Below are 19,580 nucleotides of genomic sequence, written 5' to 3' on the forward strand. Positions count from 1 at the left end.
TTCACAAGATCAGGGTTTTTTGCCTTTTTCTTGCCCTGCTTTTTATAGACAAAGGTTTGTAACTTTAAGTTCTCTTTGGGCTTTTTGCCCTGCCTGAATTATTTTTTCAATATTTTTTTATTCGTATCGTCAATTTCAAAATATGATTTAAAAATTTTTTGTAAAGTCATGATTGATAAGCTTGTCTATGCTTTTTTTTCAACAGTGTAATAAACTGTGTACCTGGCCAGAAGCTCGTTTATTTTTTCCCTGATTGTCTCCATGTCAGTGCCGGGGGCTGGTTTGACCCGTATATCCGCCCTGGTTCCGTGCTGCTTGTCTTCTTCCACCGTCACCTCCACGGATTCGGCCAGATCGCCCAGGGCTTCAAGCTCGCTTTCATAGGCGCGGCGGGTGGCGTCATGGCGCAGGGCCGGCTTGAAGATTTTGCCCACGGGCGTAAGCGGTATCTCGTTGACCAGCATGATTTCCTTGGGAACGGCTGCTTTTTCCCCCACGTTCTGCTTTGCCCAGTCCATGATCTGTTTTTCGCTGATGTCTGCGTCTTCCGCTTTTTGCACGTATGCCACCGGCACCTCGCCTGAATAGGGATCGGGTTTCCCCACGGCGGCAACTGTTTTTACCCCCGCCATTTTGTAGAGGGGTTCTTCTATGATGGCAGGGTCGATGTTGTGCCCGCCCCGGATAATGAGCTCCTTTTTGCGGCCGGTGAGCCATACGTAGCCGTCTTCGTCGATTTTGCCCAGGTCTCCGGTGTTAAAGGAGCCGTCCGGCAGCCAGATGTTTTCGTTGTGAGACGCCTCCACGTAGCCCTTGAAAACGTTGGGGCCCTTTATGGCCACAGCTCCGATTTCGTTTGTTTCCGCATCCCTGACGTACTGGCCGCTGTCATCGACGATTGCGGTCTTCATGGACTGATACGGCATCCTGATGCCGATGCTGCCCACTTTTCGTTCCCCGTCCTTGGGGTTGATCGCGGATGCCACCGCCCCCTCGGTAAGACCGTAGCCCTCCAGAATTTTTATGCCGGTGTGGGTCTCCACCCTTTTAAACAGCTCAACCGATAACGGGGCCGCCCCGCAGATTGCGTATTTAAGAGAGGAAAGATCCGCGTCCACGGGCAGATCCAGCAGGGTGGCAAATACCGTGGGCACTGCGGAGAAGATTTCCGCCCGGTATTTCTCCACGATTTTAAAGAAATTTTTCATGACGCTCGGATCCCGGTAGCCCATGGGCGACAGCAGCACTATATGGGCTCCCACGGCAAAAGGCCCCAGCCCGGTGACCATGGTGCCGTTGCAGTGGAAAAGCGGCAGGCCGCACAACAGGGTAGATTCGGTGGTGAACCCGCCCATCATCTGCAGATCATAGGCCATGATCACTTCGTTGTAGTGACTGCGCCGGGCCAGCTTGGGCGTACCCGTGGTGCCGCCGGTATGATACAGGGAGGCGGTCTCGTCGGGATCAATGTCGCGGTCGAATGTATAGTGGTCAGAAGGGTATTTCGCGACTGTTTCATCAAAGCCCAGTATGTTTTGTGACGGATCCGAAGGTCCGTTTACCCGGATTACGTATTCCAGGGACGGGATGTCTTTTATGATGGCCTCGGTTTTCTGCCAGATGTCTGTTCCGGGCATCTCGCCCAGGGCGACCAGGATCTTTGTGCCGGCTGACGCGCATATTTCCTTTATGGTTGCAGGCTCAAGCAGCGGGTTTATGGGATTGGCAATGCCGGCGGCTTCAGCGCCCCACAGTACATAATGGGTCTGGGGCAGGTTGGGAAGAATATAGGTGACCACTTCACCAGGGCCTATGCCCAGGTCATGGAGCATGTTGGCGGTCTGGCGGATTCCGCCCATAAACCGGGAGTAGCTCAGCACCATGGGCTTGTCATAGGCATCGCCGCTGGTCAGAAAACTGATTGCGGGCGCTTCCGGGTCAATGGCCGCTCCTTTTTCCAGCAGCTCGGTGGTGCTTTTTTCACGGGCGCGCTCGGTGTAGGGAATTTTTTCAATTTCTTCCAGATCCTTTAATCCCCGGATTGTGAATTCTTCGGTCATGCTTTAAGGCTCCTTTCTTGTGCTCATCATGTTTCTCATTTATTGCTTTTACCTGTTTGCAGAGCTTTATCTATCTCATCTTTGACTTTTCCTTCAGTTTCAATCCAGTTTATCCGATATTGTGCAGGGCTTTGCTTTAAATTTCGTTCCATTGCGCCGCATCAGCTTCAGCCAAAGGTGAAAAAAAAGCCACTATTGTACAGATCAGGGACGCAACCAAGATTTTTAGGGGTTTTGCAGCCATTTCGCAAGCTTCTTTTCGGTTTGTATTATTGGCATATGTTCAATGCAAAGGAATTGTTCGGCCACAGATTGTAAAGTTTCACTCCCTGCGGACCGGCGCTATTTTTAAAAAAGTACCGGAATTCTGCCAGAGCCGTTACCAGCTTTCCAAATCGGGAGAAAATATCTTTTGTATATTGCTTTAGGCTTCAAAATACCCTATAACATTGACTTTTAATTGACAAATGCCATGGGGTTCATAATTATTTTCGTTTGAAACAGGAGTGGTTTTTGGCTCTCAATATCATTTTCAAGGCATTTGCGGTGTGGTTGGGCATCCTGATGCTGGCCATCGCAAATGGCGCGCTCCGGGAGGCTGTGCTTATTTCGGTTTTAGGCAAGCCCTTGGGGCTGATCCTTAGCGGCATTCTTCTGTCAGGACTCATTTTTGGAATGGCATATATTGCCTTGCCGTGGTTTGGACGGATTCCAGTTGAAAGTTACGCTGTAATCGGAATTGGCTGCCTGTGCCTTACCCTGGTATTTGAATTTACATTCGGGCGAATCATCCAGGACAAATCCTGGCCGCAGCTTCTTGAGGCGTATATGTTCAGAGAGGGCAACATTTGGCCAATCGTTTTGCTTGTCGTTGCGCTATCGCCGTATGCAGCCGCCAAAATCAGGGGCTGGGCCTGAGGTTGGGGGCTGCTGACAAACATCGGACACTTTTTTTGGAGCTGATCACCAAGGGGCTTGAAAAATGAAACGCTTTTTTCTGTTTGCCGCAATGTCTCTTTTATTTTGCGTGAGTAGTCTGCCCGGTGCCCACGCAGAAAAGGCTCAGGTTTTGGTAGAGGATGCGGTCAACTACCTGCGGGGGGAAACCTCCCGGGCGGTGGTGGAAATGACAATCCATCGGCCGGACTGGGAACGGACCATGACGATCAAGGCCTGGACCCAGGCAAGGGAGAACAGCATTTTCTGGATCGTCTCCCCTCCCAAGGACCGGGGCAACGGTACCCTGAAACGGGGCGATGAAATGTGGATATACAACCCCAAAGTCAACCGGGTGATCAAACTGCCGCCATCCATGATGTCCCAGTCCTGGCAGGGGTCGGACTTTTCTAACAATGACCTGGCAAAGTCCGACAATATCGTGGACCAGTACACCCATGAGATCATCGGCACGGAAACCCACGAGGGGAAAACCGTCTATCTTATCCGCTCGCTTCCAAAACCGGGCGCACCTGTGGTCTGGGGCATGCAAAAGCTCAAAATCCGCGAAGACCACATCCTGCTTCGTCAGGCCTTTTTCGACGAGGACAGGAAGCTGGTCAAGGCCCTGACCATGGAGAGGATTGAAATGCTCGGCGGCCGGCTTTATCCGGTGAAGTGGAAGATGCAAAAAGCGGGTCAGGAGGAAGAATATACCGTACTCGATTACCAAAGCCTTGAGTTCGGGGTGAACATATCCGATCGCATGTTTACCATCGCAAGTCTCAAAAACTCCAGATTTTAGTACGGACGATTCCTGATGGGCATGGACATGAAAATGGCCTGGCGAAACGTGTGGCGCAACCCGCGGCGGACCTGGCTGACCATCAGCGCCATCGCGTTTGCCTGTATCATCCTGATATTCATGCTCTCCTTCCAGTTTGGTTCCTACGAGACCATGATCAATTCCGCCATTCAGATCAATACCGGCCACCTGCAGATCCAGGCGGATAACTATTTCGAGAAAAAATCCATGCGCCAGGTGGTGCCCATACCCGGACCGGTTCTCCGGGCGGTTTCTCAAATCGAATCCGTGCAGGCTGTCACACCCCGGGCCAATGCGTTTTCTCTGGTATCCTCGGGCAACCGGACCGCAGGGGCAATGATCATCGGCGTGGACCCGGAATCCGAGGCCCGGGTCTCCACTCTGGAAACCCTAGTCCGCAGGGGCGAGTTTCTCACCCGTGCCAAACCGGACACGAATCCGGCGCTTATCGGGCGTCTGATGGCGAAAAACCTGCAGTTGGACATTGGCGATGAACTGGTGGTGCTCGGGCAGGGAAGAGACGGCTCAGTTGCAGCCACCGTGCTTACGGTCTGCGGCATCTATTCTTCCGGCCAGGATGAGTTTGACCGCAGCACCCTGCACATGCCCCTTGATATTTTCCAGGAGGTCTATTCCATGCGTGGGGCGGTCCACGAAATCGTGGTTCAGGTAAGCGGACTCGACCGGGTGGGCCCGGTCAAACGGGTCCTGTCGAGCCGATTGCACCAGATACCCGGCGGCAAAAACCTGACCGTGCTCGACTGGGAGGCGCTCATGCCCGGCCTGACCCAGGCCATCAAGCTGGACCTGACCATCGGGGTTGTCTTCTGGGGTCTGCTGGTGTTGGTGGTGGCTTTCTCCATATTAAACACCTTTTTGATGGCCGTGTTTGAGCGCACCCGGGAATTCGGGGTGATGATGGCCATCGGCACCCGTCCCGGCCGCCTGGTTAAGATGATGCTCTATGAGTCCTCGGCAATGACTCTGGTGGGAATCGGTTTGGGTATTGTCCTGGGCTGCATGGTGACCTGGATTTTTCAGCATATCGGCATCGACTTTTCCGAAGCTTCGGATGTTTTGCAGCAATACGGAATCTCCGGCCGAATATATCCGCAGCTCTCCATCATTTCAGCACTGGCCGGGCCAATGCTTGTGCTGATCGTCACCTTTGCCGTGTCGCTTTACCCGGCTCTAAAAATCAAGGGGCTCAAGCCGGTTGAAGCCATGAGTCATGTATAGGATTCAAACCCAATTGCCATCGGGACTTGATTGTGAACCCGAACCCAAACCCGATACCGACCCGGATCGGGGAATGTCGTGTAACCGCATAAACGGAACGCACTGATGGACATCACCATTGCCTGGCGAAATATCTGGCGCAATACAAGGCGTACCGTCATCATCCTGATCGCGGTGATTATCGGGGTCTGGAGTATGATCTTTCTGACCTCCCTTATGCGCGGGATGCTGGTGGACCTGATCGAAAACGGAATCTCCACGTTAACCGGGGATGTAAAGATTTACGCCCGCGGTTTCCGCAGCGATCCCGCACTTGAAAACCGTATCCGAAACGCCATGCCTTTGGCGGAAAAGGTGCGCGAAAGCCTGCCGGCAGAAGCCCGCATGGCCACCCGGATCCGGGTCACTTCGATTGCCCGGAATGCCAGGCATTCAGCCGGTGTGACGCTTGTGGGAATCGATCCGGCAGAAGAAACAGGGGTTTCATTTATCGGCAAAGGGGTGTCAGCCGGGGAAATGATCCGGCCCGGAAACCCGGTAGACATTGTAGTCGGACAGGCCCTGCTCGACAAGTTTGAAACAAAGATCGGCAACAAGCTGATTCTGATGTCCGAGGATGCCACCCACAATATGTCTTCCCGGGCCTTCCGGATCAGGGGGGTCTATAAGGCCGAGCTTGAAGCCACGGAAAAGCGCTTTGTGTTTGTCAGCAAATCGGCTGCCCGCGGGATGCTGAAAATAGGCGGGGACGCCTCGGAAATCTCGGTCAGATTGGATGATCATGACCGGGCGGATGCGGTTGCGGAAAAAATCGCTGCAAAAGTGGACGCAGAAGCTTATGAAGTGAGCACCTGGAAAGAGCTCAAGCCCATGCTCAAGGCCTACATTGACCTCTTTGACGGCTATATCCTTCTTTGGTACCTGGTGGTCTTTGTGGCCATGGCGTTTGGTATCATCAACACAACGCTCATGGCGGTACTTGAACGCATGCGCGAGTTCGGGCTGCTAAAAGCGCTGGGCATGCGGCCCTGGCGTATTCTTCGCCTGGTGCTCATCGAATCTTTGTTCATCCTGGTCATGGGTGCGGCCATGGGAAACGCTCTGGCCTTTTCCATGGTCTATGCCATCGGAGAGCGCGGTATAGACCTGTCAAAGTTTGCAGCGGGATTTGAGTATGCCGGCATGTCAGCTGTCATCCGGCCGGAAATCTTTGCCGGAGACGTGTTGATGGCCAATGCCGTGGTAATCTCCCTGGGTCTTATCGTCAGTGCTTATCCGGCGGCCCGGGCAGCGCTTATCACGCCGGTTACAGCAATGGCCCGGAACTGAAAAAAATCGGAGGCGTTCAATGTCCATCGTGGAAATAAAGGGTGTGGACAAAACATACCAACAAGGCAAAGTGTTTGTTCAGGCACTTAAAAAAATTGACCTGACTGTTGAAAAGGGCGATTTTGCCGCGATTGCCGGGCCGTCCGGCTCGGGCAAAACCACGCTTTTAAATATCATCGGCGGTCTGGATATGCCGGAGCACGGTCATATCCGGGTGGACGGAAACGTTTACGCCGACATGACCCGGTCACAAATGGCCGAACTGCGGCTTCGCCGCATCGGGTTTGTCTTTCAAGCCTATAATCTGCTGCCGGTACTTTCTGCGGTCGAAAACGTGGAGTATGTCATGCAACTTCAGGGAGTGGCCAAAAAGCAGCGCCGGGACAGGGCCATGACAATTCTTGACGAAGTGGGGCTTGCGGGCAGATACCACAACCGGCCGGCCGAGCTCTCCGGCGGCCAGCAGCAGCGGGTGGCCGTAGCCCGGGCCATTGTATCAGATCCGGCTATCGTGCTCGCAGATGAACCCACGGCCAATCTTGATTCCAAAACCGGCGAAGGACTTTTGCAGATTATGGAAAAGATGAACAGGGAAAAGGCGGTCACCTTTATTTTCTCCACGCATGATCAGATGGTGATGTCATATGCCCGTCGCCTCATCCACATCCGGGACGGAGAAATCGCAAATGGTGAATCCGGGCAATAACCGTCCGGGCAGCGTTCTTCGGCTTATGGCCGCGGGGTTTATGGCCTGCATTGCGGTTGTGATGCTTTTTTGCCCAACAGCAATGGCAGGCCGGGGGGATGCCTTTGACTGGGGCGGTCACCTGCGGTTGCGTGTCGCAGCAGCGGATCCCGGGGCCGGCTCCCGGCTCGATATTCGGGACAAGGACCGGCTTTATGACACAGCCTTTGAGTTCCGATCCAAACACCAATTCCTGCCGTCAGATACCTGGGATCTGGAACTGCATTATGAAATGATCGGCACGGCCGGCGATACCCGCGAGGCCAATTCCCTGTTTCTGGCCCGGTATCCGGCGGCACGGCAGTTGGTTTCACCGGGCGGCACATCCGATGACCGGCGTTTGATGGATCTTTCCCGAGTGATCATCGATGATGACGATAAGCGGGTCTATCACCGCCTCGACCGCCTGGTGATCTCTGCACGGCAGGACTGGGGCACGCTCCGGATCGGCCGCCAGGCCCTGACCTGGGGCAACGGCTTTCTGTTTCAGCCCATGGACCTGTTTAACCCGTTTTCCCCCACGGAAGTGGAACGCGACTACAAGACCGGAGACGATATGGTTACGTTTCAGACCTGGTCGGGCACCACCGGAGAGATTCAGGTGCTCTATGTGCCCGGAAGGGATCCGGCAAGCGGAGACGTTGAATGGGACCAGTCCTCTGCCGCGGCAAAACTCCACCGCTATGTGGGCGGTCTGGAAATGGATCTGATGGCCGGCGTACATTACCATGATCTGGTGGCCGGGCTCGGGCTGCTCGGGTATGCGGGCGGGGCGGCCTGGCGGCTGGATGCCACCTATACGTGGCTCCATGACGGCCATCAACGAAACGGATATGCCAGTGTTTGTGCCAACCTGGACTATTCCTGGGTCTGGTGGGGCAAAAACATGTACGGGTGGATCGAGTATTATTATACCGGACTGGGCACGGAGGATTACCAAGAATCATGGAATGAAGCAGATTTGATTGCACGTCTTCGCCGAGGCGAGCGCTTCACCCTGGGCCGGTCCTATTTTGACGCCCATCTCCAGATTGAGCTTCATCCCCTGGTGAACTGGCATACAACCCTGATCATCAACACCCGGGACCCTTCAGGGGTGGTCCAGCCCCGCCTGGTATGGGAAATTGGGCAGAACCTGCAGCTCACCGCAGGGCTGAATCTCTACTGGGGCGGGGCGGATACTGAATTCGGTGGCTTCAAACTTCCGGGCCTGCCGGTGGAAGAATCCCCGGCCGACCGTTGTTACGTGTGGACAAGCTGGTTTTTCTAGAATGAAGCGGAGACAGGATCGGGGTGTGCATTCGGGATTGTTACGGGAAGTGGCACCTGGGTGGAAAGCTGCGCGGCTGATTGGCCGCTTTATAGTTTGGATAGAAGAATGAATGACAGTTCGCGCATCGCGGCAAGAGGGGGGCTTATGAAAGCTTTTGAGGAAAAAAGCTATTGGATGACCACCAGGGATTACGCGCCGGGCGAGCCCCTGCGCCGGGACCTGGATGTGGATGTGGCTATAGTCGGCGGCGGGTTCACCGGCCTTTCCACAGCCCATCATATAAAAAAGGACGATCCCGGGGCCAGGGTAGCGCTTCTGGAAGCGCAAATCATTGGCTACGGGGCCAGCGGCAGAAACGGCGGGTTTAACATGACCCTTTTCGGCCTGACCATGGGTATAACCAGACTGCGGTTCGGCAGGTCTGCGGCCAGGGAAGCACATCTTTATATGGAGCGCGCCGTGGACACCACCCGGGAACTGATTGCCTCCCAGGGGCTGGACTGTGACTACGAGCACCCGGGGTTTCTGCGGGTGGCCACTTCTCCCGGTTACAAAAAACGTATAATGCACGAAATCGAACTGGCCCATTCTCTTGGCCTTACCGGTATTGAGTGGCTGGAAAAGGATCAGGTGCAGGAACAGGTCAAAAGCCCCATGTACCTGGGGGCCTGGTGGGAGCCGCGATGCGGCATCCTCAACCCGGCCAGGCTTTCCTGGGCCTGGCGGGATGTCATTGCCGGCCAGGGGGTGGCGGTTTTTGAAAACACGCCGGTGGGCTCCATGGCCCGGGAAAACGGCAGAATCGTTCTGGAGACCCCCGGCGGCAGGGTCCGGGCCGACAAGGTGGTGCTGGCGGCCAACGCATGGTCCCACTTCATGCCCCGGATCAAACGCAAGCAGGTGCCTTTGTGGACATACATCGTGCTCACTGAGCCCCTTTCCCCAAAAATCATGGAAAAAATCGGCTGGCAAAACCGGCAGGGAATAGAGGACGCCCGGAATCTGGTGCACTACTACCGGCTGACAGCGGATAACCGCCTGCTCATGGGCGGCCGGGACGCAGGCCTGGCCTGGGGTGCGGATATGGACAAGGACCAGAGTCCCCTCACGTTCCAAAGCCTTCAGAAAGACGTTCGGCAAATCTTTCCCCAGCTAAGGGACGTGCGCTTCACCCACCAATGGGGCGGACCGGTTTCCATAACCCCGGACCTGGCCCCGGCCATGGGCTGGATAGGAGATGACAGGGTGCTGTATAGTCTGGGGTGTATGGGCCACGGAGTAAGCCTTACCCATTTAAACGGCCGCACCCTGGCCGACATGGTGCTGGGCAAAAAAACGGACCTCACCGAGGTTTTCTTTGTGAACCGCAAAGCCCTGCCATGGCCGCCGGAACCCGTGCGCACCATGAGCGCCAAAGCCATTCTGGGGGCCATGAAGATCCAGGACCGGTTCACGGACGTGATGGAAGAAAATTAATTTGACTGGATTTAGTGAAAGGTTTAACCAGCAGAAAGCTAAGGACATGGGAATAAATGCTTTTCTGTACAAGCCGATATCAAAAAAGGATTTGGGGGAAACGATCCGAAAAGATTCTAACTCACTATCTTAAGTTTGGGGATTTTTTATTGGCTGAAATATTGACACACTCGTAAAAGTCGGTTTTCAGATGGCGCCGTAAAAAGTTCAAGATCAAGGCTTGCGCGATTGCCGAAGAATGCAGCGTACTTATCCGTACGTGAAATTCTGAGGAATCGCGCGTAACGCAGATATTGGACTTTTTACGGTGCCATCAATATTGAGGCGGAGAAACAAAGGTGCATGACCCCCAGGATATGAACCCACAGTACATAGAAGACCTGGCCACAAGTTACTGGCGATCCGAGCTGCTCTTTACGGCCGTGGAGCAGGAACTGTTTACCCGCATCGGTGCTGAAGGAAGGCCGGTGGCTGAACTGGCCTTCGATCTGGGACTGGACCCGGAGAGCACAAAACGCTACCTCCGGGCCCTTTCCGCGCTGGGGCTTATTTTTCTGGCTGATGGCTATGCTGCCAATACCAAGTTCTCCCAAAAGTACCTGGTCCGGGATGCCGCCGATTACCAGGGAGACTCAATCCTCTGGCGCAAGTACCTGGCTGAAAGCTGGAAGAGTCTGAACCAGTGTCTGGAGAAAGGCACGCGCGTTCTGATGCCGCCGGCCAACGAGCCTCCGGAAGCCGTAGATGAGCGCCGGCACCGCTACAGCCGGGCCATGGACTGCATTGCCAAAAACAAAATCAAGCAGATCCTGCCGCTTTTTGCCAATATGGAGATTTCAGGCGATATCCTGGATGTCGGCTCCGGCCTGGGCGCCTTCTCCGTCGGGTTCCTGGAGCAGTTTTCCCAGGCCGCGGCCACGCTGCTGGATATGGCGCCAGTGCTGGGGCAAGCCGCGGAAACGCACGCCGGCCAGCCCTACGCAGACCGAATGGTATACCAGCCCGGCAATGTACTGGACGCCTGGGAGCTGCCGCACAAGCGCTACCAGTTGGTCATTTTTTCCAACATTGTCCACGCTTTTGGTGACGCCGAGGTTGGCCATCTTATTTCCCAGGGGGTGACTCACCTGGCCAAGGACGGTCTGCTGCTTATCCATGATTTTTTCATGGAACATAACCCCGAAAAAGCAACTCTTTCAGATCTGAATATGCTGGCCAATACCTATAATGGCCGCGTCTATGAGGCTGCCTGGCTGCGGCAAAAGCTGGAGGCCAGCGGCCTGAAGGTCACCGAGTTGGTTTCCCTTGATTCTGATACGGGCGTCCTGGTAGCCGCCCGGCAGCAGCGGCTTGATGAATTATGCCTCAGCCGGTTTCAGCAGCTTACAGCGCAAATCCGGGCATTGGGTTTTCAGGAAGTAAGGCCTGTTGACACACCAGCAATCCGGATGCCGGAGTGGGTAGGGCTTAAGTGTGAATTCGGCTGTGAGTACTATGGCCTGCCCCAATGCCCGCCAAACTGCATTGCGCCCGAAAAAACCCGGGCGATGCTGGCAGATTACACAAAGTGCCTGCTGCTTCAGGGCAGTCCGCCAACGGCCGACTTTCAGCGGTTGGTTTTGCGGGCGGAGAAAACGGCATTTAAAAAGGGTTACCACAAAGCCTTCTGCCTCTGGGCCGGCCCCTGCAGCATCTGCGCCGACTGTGATGGATCGGCGGGCTGCCGCAACCACAAAAACGCCCGGCCGTCTATGGAGTCATCGGGCATTGATGTATTCGGGACCGTGAGAAACGCCGGATTCAACCTGAAGACGCTGCGGTATAATGATGATTATGTAAAGTATTTTGCCTTACTGCTGGTGGAGTAGCAGATGAAAGTTCTTTTGGTACAGGCACCATCTGTTGAGAGTGCGAGCTCGGAGCGTGTCTATCCGCTCGGCCTTGTCACCCTGGCGACACACCTGACGCGGGCCGGACACCGGGTGGCGATGGTGGATATGAACATAGAAAGCGATGCATACGGCGCTTTAAAGGATAAGCTGCTGGCGCAAAGACCGGATGTGGCGGCAATATCGCTGCGGAATATAGACCCGCTGGCCAACAAGACCAGTTCCCTGTTCCCGCCCTTTGTGGTGGCCGTGCGAATGATACACGCACTGCTGCCAGACACCCCTGTCATAGCCGGCGGGAGCGGTTTTTCGCTTTTTCCCCAGCGTATTATGGAGGAGGTTCCTGAAATCCGGTATGGTATACAGGGGGAAGCCGAGCATTCTCTCCCCGGGCTCCTGGACAGCTTTGACCGGCCGGGCGACCTGCCCGGCCTGTGCAGCCGGCGGGATGGCCGGGTGGTGGTCAACCCGCCGTCCAGGGACTTCAGATTTGAAGACTATATCGTCCCTGACCGCAGCCTGCTGTCTCCTGAGACGTATGGCGGCATCAACAGCTACGCGCCGGTCTTTGGCATAGAGACCAAGCGGGGCTGCCCCTTAAGCTGCGTCTACTGCGTCTATCCCCGGCTGCAGGGCAGGGCTGTACGCTGCCGACCTCCGGCCGATGTGGTCGACGAGATAGAAATGCTTCAAAAAAAATATGGCCTGCGCGTTTTTCATTTCAACGATCCGGTGGTCAACCTGCCGGTTGGCCATCTGGAGGAAATCTGCCAGGAGATTCTGAAAAGAGGATTGCAGATCAATTGGACCGGCTTTTTCCGCGAAGATGTACTGGACGCCGAAAAGGTCAGGCTCTATGAAAAGTCAGGCCTGAATTGCTTTTCTTTCTCCCCGGACGGCCTCTGCACAGGCTCGCTAAAGGTGCTGGAAAAGAAGCTGGAAGTCTCTGATATCATCAGGGCCGCAGAGCTGACAGCACAGACCAATATAGTGGCCGTCTATCACTTCCTGGCCAATGTGCCTGGTGAAAACAAAGAGACGATTCGACAGGGCAAGGCGCTGATAGAGCGGCTATACGCCATCCACACCCCAAAGCGAAACCTGGGCGCCATTGTGCTCAACAATATCCGCATTATGCCGGGAACACCCATTGAAGCTATCGCCAGGGACCAGGGCGAGATAGATGAAAATACAGACCTGTTATACCCGGTCTACTACAATCCCGGCAAGTACCAGACACTCAGGTATGAACTGGAAATCGAGCACGCCACAAGGAATGTGCTGATGTGGCAGAAAGTGACAACTTAAGATGAAAATTTTGCTTCTGGAGCACCCGCGGCAGATTGCCTCATGCCGCTGCAACGACATCGCCAACACCCCGCTGGCTTCCAGCCTGATTACCGGCTCTGTTGCCGGGATGCTGCAAAGCCGGGGACACCAAATCAGCATCGTTGAAGGGTTTTTGGACGGGCTGAACTACAATGATATTTATGAAAAAGTCGTATCTTTCAAGCCGGCAGTGATGGGTGTCCATATGGTCTATAACTGGGAGGACAACCAGCAGCTGTATACCTTTATCAGGCGATTGAAGAGCAAAGGGCTGGTAGATAAAATAGTCGGCTACGGCTACTACCCCACCTTTGCCTGCCAGGAAATCCTGGCGTTCTGCCCGGAGTTTGACGGGCTGCTGGTGGGTGAGCCGGAGCAAACCTTCGCCGAGTGGCTGGAAACCGGAAAGCCGGTGGCAGGTATGGCCTGGCGGGACAGCCGCGGAGGCATAAACATGCTCCGCCGTGAGCCGATAGCGGATCTGGATGCGCTGCCCGACCCCGTCCGCACCGAGGCCATGATGCGTATGGGCGAGGTAAATATAGAGGGCAGCCGCGGCTGCTACGGGAGGTGCGTCTTTTGCTACATCAATCCCTATTACGGGGATGACTCCCGCTGGCGTCCAAAAAGTCCGGAGCGCATCATCCGGGAGATTGACAGCATAATAGACAAATACGGATCAAAGAAGTTCTACTTCACCGACCCCAACTTCTTCGGCCCGGGCCAGATGGGGCAGCGGCGTTCACTGAAGCTGGCGGCGCTGCTCAAGGACAGAAACATTTGCTTCGGCATTGAGGGCCGGGTCAATGATATCCACCAGCAGACAATTTCTGCGCTGGTGGAGGCCGGCCTGGAGCAAATCCTTGTTGGGCTGGAAAGCGGCCGCGATGAATCCCTGAAGCGGCTTAACAAGCTGACCACGGTGGCGCAAAATGAGAGGGCGCTTCAAATCCTGCGCCAAAACGGCATTGAGCCCAATGTCGGCTTTATAATGTTTGAGCCGGATTCCTCCCTGGCCGATATTCGAACCAATTTTGAGTTTCTCAGGCGCAATGACCTCCTGAAAAATATCTTTATAACCGCAAATGTGCTTTACCACCCCCAGATTGTGCTTCAGGGAACCCCCGCCTACCGCAATCTCCAGCAGCAGGGACGGCTGAATCTCAAGGCCACCACCTATGAGAGTGAAACCGATTTCAAGGTGCCGGAAGTAGCCCGCCTGTCGGCAATTATGGCCCGGGTCACCAACTATTTTTTCGTCAAAGTCGATGAGGTGTGGCAGGGAAGGCTTACGGAACCGGCCAATGCCGCCGACCTATACCAGGCCATCAACCAGTTGCTGGTCGGCTGCTTTGAAAAGAGCCTGAGCCGCCTGGAAGCCGGTGATGCCATGGACGATACAGCGGCCGCAGAAGCCATCGATAAAGTAAAAGCTGAAATAGGGGCCGTGTTTGAACAGTTTATCAGAAACGAGGATGGCTGCGGCTTATCGGCCGCCCCCGGCAAAGGCTGCGCTTAAGTCATCACACGAACCAGAAAAGGAAAGGAGAAAGCCGTCCCGGCTCCGGAAGTCCTGCTTTCCGCGTTTGGCCACCGGGTGGAGGCCAGTGGGGTCTTACAGCCCGTGTCGGCGTAAATGCCCGCCATACGCCAGTATGCAGCTTTTTTTGCCGTTCATCAACTGTTATTTTACGGGTTCTGCATCCGCCGGGATTGCTGTTTCAAAATTTCCTGATATGAACCCTGGCGGGATCAACACCAGCCATTTTAATCTATCATTGTCTGCTTTCTTTGCTATAATCAGGATTCAAAATCTCTTCTTTATTTGAAAAAAATGAACAGTAAGGGGGAGTAACCTTTGAAACCTTTCTACACTTTCTGCGCTTGCCGCGTAACATCGTAAATATCAGTGAGTTGTGCTGTAGAAAGGTGCTCTTTGGACATTCTGCATTGCAGAAAGATCTTTCTACACCGGCGGCCTTTGTAATTGTTTTTGCAGCCAGTGGCCGATTTATAATTGTTTTCGCAGCGGAATAATGATTTTTACAGAGATATCCCAAATTTCAACCGCACCACCTGATGATGTAATTATTTTTTCTGATGACAAGCTAATTATAATTATTTTTGTTGACAATTCAAGCTATGTAACTATATTTTCAGGGAAATAATAATTTTGTGAGGTTTGCCCATGGAAATAAACGTTTTTGATTTTCGACTGGCAGGTTACGCATACTTGCTGGAAAAATTTGCAATCGCAGGTATGCCTAACTGGCACAGTTCGTCGGTTTCCACTACGGGCACTCACTATTCAAAAATTCAGGATGGGTTTGTTGAAGAAGTTTTCAGGGCCCAATATTGGCCCGGGGAAAAGGTCGGTGATCATCTTGAATTCGCGCTGAAATATGACGGGGTCAATCTGGGCCTGCTGGCTCGAATCTTCGAAAAGGTTTCTCAGGATGAGCTCACCGAGTACATCAAATCCAAACCTACCGGAAAGTATGCTCGGAGAATCTGGTTCTTCTATGAGCTTCTGACCGGAACGCAACTGCCCGTCGATGACCTGAATTCCGGAAATTATGTCGATGCATTGGAGGCCAAAGATTATTACACCGTTCAGAACGGGGAGAAATCTTCACGCCACCGCATTGTGAATAACCTCCTTGGTCCCAAATCGTTTTGTCCTGTCGTAAGACGAACCGAAAAGCTTGCCAAACTGGATTCATCCGACCTGCGCAAAAGGTGCGAGGATATCGTCACCGCATATCCACCGGAACTGCTTCGCCGGGCACTGAGCTACCTCTACAACAAGGAAACAAAGTCATCCTTTGAAATTGAGCATATCAAGCCCAACGCCTCCAGAACTGAAAAATTCATCACATCGCTGAAGCTTGCTGAAAAGGAAGACTTCTGTGAAAAGGAAAGATTGATAGAGCTGCAGAACCGCATCGTTGATCCACGTTTCAAGGATAGCGACTTTCGGGTGAGTCAGAATTATGTCGGACAGACGGTTGCCTATCAAAAGGAGATCATACATTTCATTTGTCCAAAACCTGATGATCTGCAAAGTCTGATGGAGGGCTTAATCGATTGCCATAAGCGGATGAAAGCGGGAAATGTATCCCCGGTCATTCATGCAGCGGCTATCGCCTATGGCTTTGTGTTCTTGCATCCATTTGAGGATGGGAACGGACGAATCCATCGGTTTCTGATACACAACATCCTGTCGTTGCAGGAATTGGTGCCACGCGGGCTGATGTTCCCGGTTTCAGCTGTCATGCTCAAAAATCCGGCAGATTACGATGCATCACTGGAAGCCTTCTCCCGGCCATTGCTTCAACTCATCGATTATCAGCTGGACGAAATGGGACAAATGACCGTCGAGAACGATACTGCATGCTGGTATCAGTATATGGATATGACAGCTCAGTCAGAAGCCTTGTACGAGTTTGTAACCAAAACGATTGAAGAAGAGCTTGTGGAAGAACTCAGCTTTCTGGCCAACTACGACAATACAAAGAAGGCGATACAGGATATCATTGATATGCCTGACCGCCTGATCGACTTGTTCATCCAGTTGTGCCTGCAGAACAACGGCAGCATTTCCGCAAGAAAAAGATCCGCTCACTTTGATTTCCTGACCGATGAAGAACTGGCGGCCATGGAACAGGCCGTGAAAGACGGCTATAACCGACCTGAGGGGGGATGATGATTGATTCCGGGGCACTGGAAATCCGAATAAATATCACTTCCCGAAACCTGCGAAAGACTTTTAGTTTGTGAAAACGGGTGGTTTGACCCGACCATTTGATATCTTAGCACAACCCCAAAATACCGTCATTTGGATAAAAGCTTAATCTGAAAGGATATCTGTAACCGGACGCTCGTCGGACCCTGTCCGAAGAAAACAGAGAATACCGGCCCAAACAGAGAACGAACGTGGGGAGAATGGAGAGAATCGGGTGGCTGGAGAGAGGTCCCGGAAAGATGTCAAAACGGCCGAAACCCTTTTAATACAAGGGGAAAAAGAAAACCCGTCACCCCGGAGAATGACCCCGGAGAGACGGGTTTGTCTTTTCTAAATGGTGGAGGCGGCGGGAGTCGAATTTTCCCGGGCCCATTCTACCAGAAACATTGATACGCGTGGCTTTACCTTTAAAATCAGCCAATTATACAGATTTTTCTTTCCTTCAATAGGTTCAATGAGTTCAAAAAATTCAGCTAATTTTTAAAAAAAGTACCAGGATTCTACCAGACCAGTTACCAGCCCTCCAAACCGGATGAAAAGCCATCCTGTATTTTCCTTTGTGCCTCATAAACCCCTATAAAATCAAGTTTTAATTGACAAGTTCCGGGATATCTGTATCATGAAGACAATCTACATATTTTTGTTGTCCCGGTTATTGCTGATTCTTCGAAAGAAAATCTTCGTTCTTAACACGGTATGAAAACCATGAGGTGATAACAAACCCTGTCAAACATTTCCAGGAAACCGATAAAAGTTCACCATTCATACCAGGAGACCGTATGACCCTGACAAAAAATGAAATTATCGCGCAAATCACAGAGCTTGGATTTTCCAAGAAAGAATCTGCTGAATATTTCAAAATCCTCCTGGAAATTATAAAAAACAGCCTTGAAAACGGTGAAGACGTTCTTGTCTCCGGGTTCGGGAAATTTCAGGTCAAAAATAAGGGCCCCAGGAGAGGAAGAAACCCGGCAACCGATGATGATATGTTTTTGGATGCCCGGAGAGTGGTAACTTTTAAATGGTCCGGAAAACTGAGAAGGCGGCTTAATCGGGCGGAATAGGAAATGAATCCAATTCAGGAATTCCCGATTATGGCAATAATCCGGTGCACTAAAAAACTGCTGTCAGAATTAAAGGCCAAAAATGGCGAGCTCTCACAAACGCCTAATGACCTGAATAGCTGGCATGCCAATATTTTTCTGGTTGAGCGCAGAAAATGCGCTATCTTCAGTCACGACAGAACATTGTACTCCTTTATCGTTCCCGGACTGACAAAGCCTGACTTTCAAAATTTCGAAGAGATTTTCAGGCAAAGACTTTTTAAAAGCCTGTTAGCAGAGGGGCTCCCGCAGAAACATATTGAATTTTTCCTTGAAGACAACCGTAATATTGAATTCACCAAAACCAATAATCGCAGTGTCCTGGGGTCTATGAATGAGCTGGTGTTTCATGCCAAATATCAGATATCAGCTGAGGGTGGACCTTTGAACGTAGACATTGGCAAACTGAACCACTATATAAATCAGATACCGATGAGTGCGATTGATGAGATTTTCAGTATCTATGAGTTGAAGAAGTTTCTTGAGGGATTGGAAAAATGATATATTGCCCCTTGGCAATGCTAAATAACCAGTTTGAATTATACAGAAAGCACGCGCTTGGTGTTTGGTAATATGAAGCAAAGGGCGAAGTATATTTCTTTTTAAAAGGACTTGGGTATTAGGCTATGTGGAAAGATGATTTTATGGGGATAATGGAAGCTCCGACCATAACGCGCTCCGGAATTGAGCGCGCTATGGAGCTCAAGGAGGCACATCTTCCCTCACGCATCTACAGGTTCAGAAAGGTAGATGAGTATTCATTAAAGAATCTTGACGAGGACACGGTATGGCTTAGTTCGGCAGCCTATTACAACGATCCTTTTGAGTGCTGCACCAAAGTCGACTTTGAGGCCTTAAGCCGCGCTATGAGACCAACTTCTATAGATGAAGTTCTTAAGAAAACGCACGTCGAAGAAAATCTTAGTGTTGAAGAAATTGAAGAAGCAAAAGCCTCAAATGACCCACTCCGAACGTTTGCCTACGCGCTTCTGGAAAAACACGACGGCCAAAAACTTAAAAAACATGATGACGCTGTTGAATTGTTGATGGAAGCTTTCCGAGAAATAAATGTCGAGCAATTTCAGAAGATTAATCGGGACGCACAAACTGGAACGAAAGTGTGTTCATTTAGTGAGCGCAAGGACTCACCCGTAATGTGGGCGCATTACGCGAATAAACATACAGGTTTTTGTATAGAGTATGATGTCAACCGCTGGCCGCCAAGAGGAAAACTTAGGAGGGTCTTGTATCCGGTCATCTATGAGAACGAGCTTTTTGATGCTACCCAACACATAATTCAATCAATTCAAGGACAGGACTTCAATAACCTCTTTGGCGTGATGGCTGCTACCCATAAAGCCAACGACTGGTCCTACGAAAGGGAATGGAGATTCGTTCTGCCGATTGGAGATGAGACGAAGGGGCAAGTCTATCATGTAGGTTGTCCTGGCGCGGTGTACTTGGGCGCCAAAATGTCAGAAGAAGACGTGAAACGAATAAAAGATATTGCGTCGAAGAAGGGCTTTCCAGTGATTCAGATGCAAATCTCTAGGGATCAGTATTCTATAGAACGTACGGGAAGAGGCGAAAGAACAAGCTCTTAACTAATCGTTCAAGCGGACCGCTGAAA

15 protein-coding genes are annotated in these 19,580 nt (G+C 52.3%); 14 read left to right on the top strand and 1 reads right to left on the bottom strand.

What is annotated here, in order from left to right; genetic code table 11:
• Window positions 1–185 precede the first annotated feature (185 nt).
• Window positions 186–2,060, bottom strand: coding sequence for an acyl-CoA synthetase (locus HNR65_RS11775; protein ID WP_181551704.1), 1,875 nt, complete (start codon window positions 2,058–2,060; stop codon window positions 186–188).
• Window positions 2,061–2,573: 513 nt separating this feature from the next.
• Here HNR65_RS11775 and HNR65_RS11780 point away from each other — a divergent pair.
• From HNR65_RS11780 to HNR65_RS11845, 14 genes are all read left to right on the top strand, one after another.
• On the top strand, window positions 2,574–2,978 hold the full coding sequence (locus HNR65_RS11780) for a hypothetical protein (protein ID WP_220128376.1): 405 nt from the start codon (window positions 2,574–2,576) through the stop codon (window positions 2,976–2,978).
• A 64-nt stretch (window positions 2,979–3,042) separates the two neighbouring features.
• Window positions 3,043–3,801 carry an outer membrane lipoprotein-sorting protein gene (locus HNR65_RS11785; RefSeq protein WP_181551705.1) on the top strand — a complete coding sequence of 253 codons (759 nt, stop codon included), beginning with the start codon at window positions 3,043–3,045 and terminating at the stop codon, window positions 3,799–3,801.
• Window positions 3,802–3,816: 15 nt separating this feature from the next.
• Window positions 3,817–5,061, top strand: a complete 1,245-nt coding sequence (locus HNR65_RS11790) for an ABC transporter permease (RefSeq protein WP_232364755.1) — start codon at window positions 3,817–3,819, stop codon at window positions 5,059–5,061.
• Window positions 5,062–5,166: 105 nt separating this feature from the next.
• Window positions 5,167–6,390, top strand: coding sequence for an ABC transporter permease (locus HNR65_RS11795; RefSeq protein WP_181551706.1), 1,224 nt, complete (start codon window positions 5,167–5,169; stop codon window positions 6,388–6,390).
• 19 nt (window positions 6,391–6,409) lie between these two features.
• On the top strand, window positions 6,410–7,096 hold the full coding sequence (locus HNR65_RS11800; protein WP_181551707.1) for an ABC transporter ATP-binding protein: 687 nt from the start codon (window positions 6,410–6,412) through the stop codon (window positions 7,094–7,096).
• On the top strand, window positions 7,077–8,405 hold the full coding sequence (locus HNR65_RS11805) for a hypothetical protein (protein ID WP_181551708.1): 1,329 nt from the start codon (window positions 7,077–7,079) through the stop codon (window positions 8,403–8,405). The genes HNR65_RS11800 and HNR65_RS11805 overlap by 20 nt, the downstream gene beginning before the upstream one ends.
• A 147-nt stretch (window positions 8,406–8,552) precedes the next feature.
• Window positions 8,553–9,884: an NAD(P)/FAD-dependent oxidoreductase gene (locus HNR65_RS11810; RefSeq protein WP_181551709.1), complete on the top strand. Its 1,332-nt coding sequence runs from the start codon at window positions 8,553–8,555 to the stop codon at window positions 9,882–9,884.
• Window positions 9,885–10,240: 356 nt separating this feature from the next.
• Window positions 10,241–11,752, top strand: a complete 1,512-nt coding sequence (locus tag HNR65_RS11815; RefSeq protein ID WP_220128377.1) for a DUF2284 domain-containing protein — start codon at window positions 10,241–10,243, stop codon at window positions 11,750–11,752.
• 3 nt (window positions 11,753–11,755) lie between these two features.
• Complete coding sequence (gene bzaD / locus HNR65_RS11820) at window positions 11,756–13,081, top strand: B12 lower ligand biosynthesis radical SAM protein BzaD (RefSeq protein WP_181551711.1); 1,326 nt, start codon at window positions 11,756–11,758, stop codon at window positions 13,079–13,081.
• Window position 13,082: 1 nt separating this feature from the next.
• Entirely contained in the window at window positions 13,083–14,621 is a 1,539-nt protein-coding gene (locus tag HNR65_RS11825) for a B12-binding domain-containing radical SAM protein (RefSeq protein ID WP_181551712.1), read from the top strand.
• 669 nt (window positions 14,622–15,290) lie between these two features.
• On the top strand, window positions 15,291–16,808 hold the full coding sequence (locus HNR65_RS11830) for a Fic family protein (protein WP_181551713.1): 1,518 nt from the start codon (window positions 15,291–15,293) through the stop codon (window positions 16,806–16,808).
• A gap of 818 nt (window positions 16,809–17,626) precedes the next feature.
• Entirely contained in the window at window positions 17,627–17,911 is a 285-nt protein-coding gene (locus tag HNR65_RS11835; protein WP_181551714.1) for an integration host factor subunit alpha, read from the top strand.
• A gap of 3 nt (window positions 17,912–17,914) precedes the next feature.
• Window positions 17,915–18,451 (top strand): DUF6933 domain-containing protein, encoded by a 537-nt coding sequence (locus HNR65_RS11840; RefSeq protein ID WP_181551715.1) that lies wholly within the window; start codon window positions 17,915–17,917, stop codon window positions 18,449–18,451.
• Between the two features lie 125 nt (window positions 18,452–18,576).
• Window positions 18,577–19,554, top strand: a complete 978-nt coding sequence (locus HNR65_RS11845; protein WP_181551716.1) for a DUF2971 domain-containing protein — start codon at window positions 18,577–18,579, stop codon at window positions 19,552–19,554.
• The last annotated feature ends 26 nt before the right edge of the window (window positions 19,555–19,580 follow it).

It is taken from the genome of Desulfosalsimonas propionicica (genome assembly GCF_013761005.1).
GTDB classification, from domain to species: Bacteria; Desulfobacterota; Desulfobacteria; order Desulfobacterales; family Desulfosalsimonadaceae; genus Desulfosalsimonas; species Desulfosalsimonas propionicica.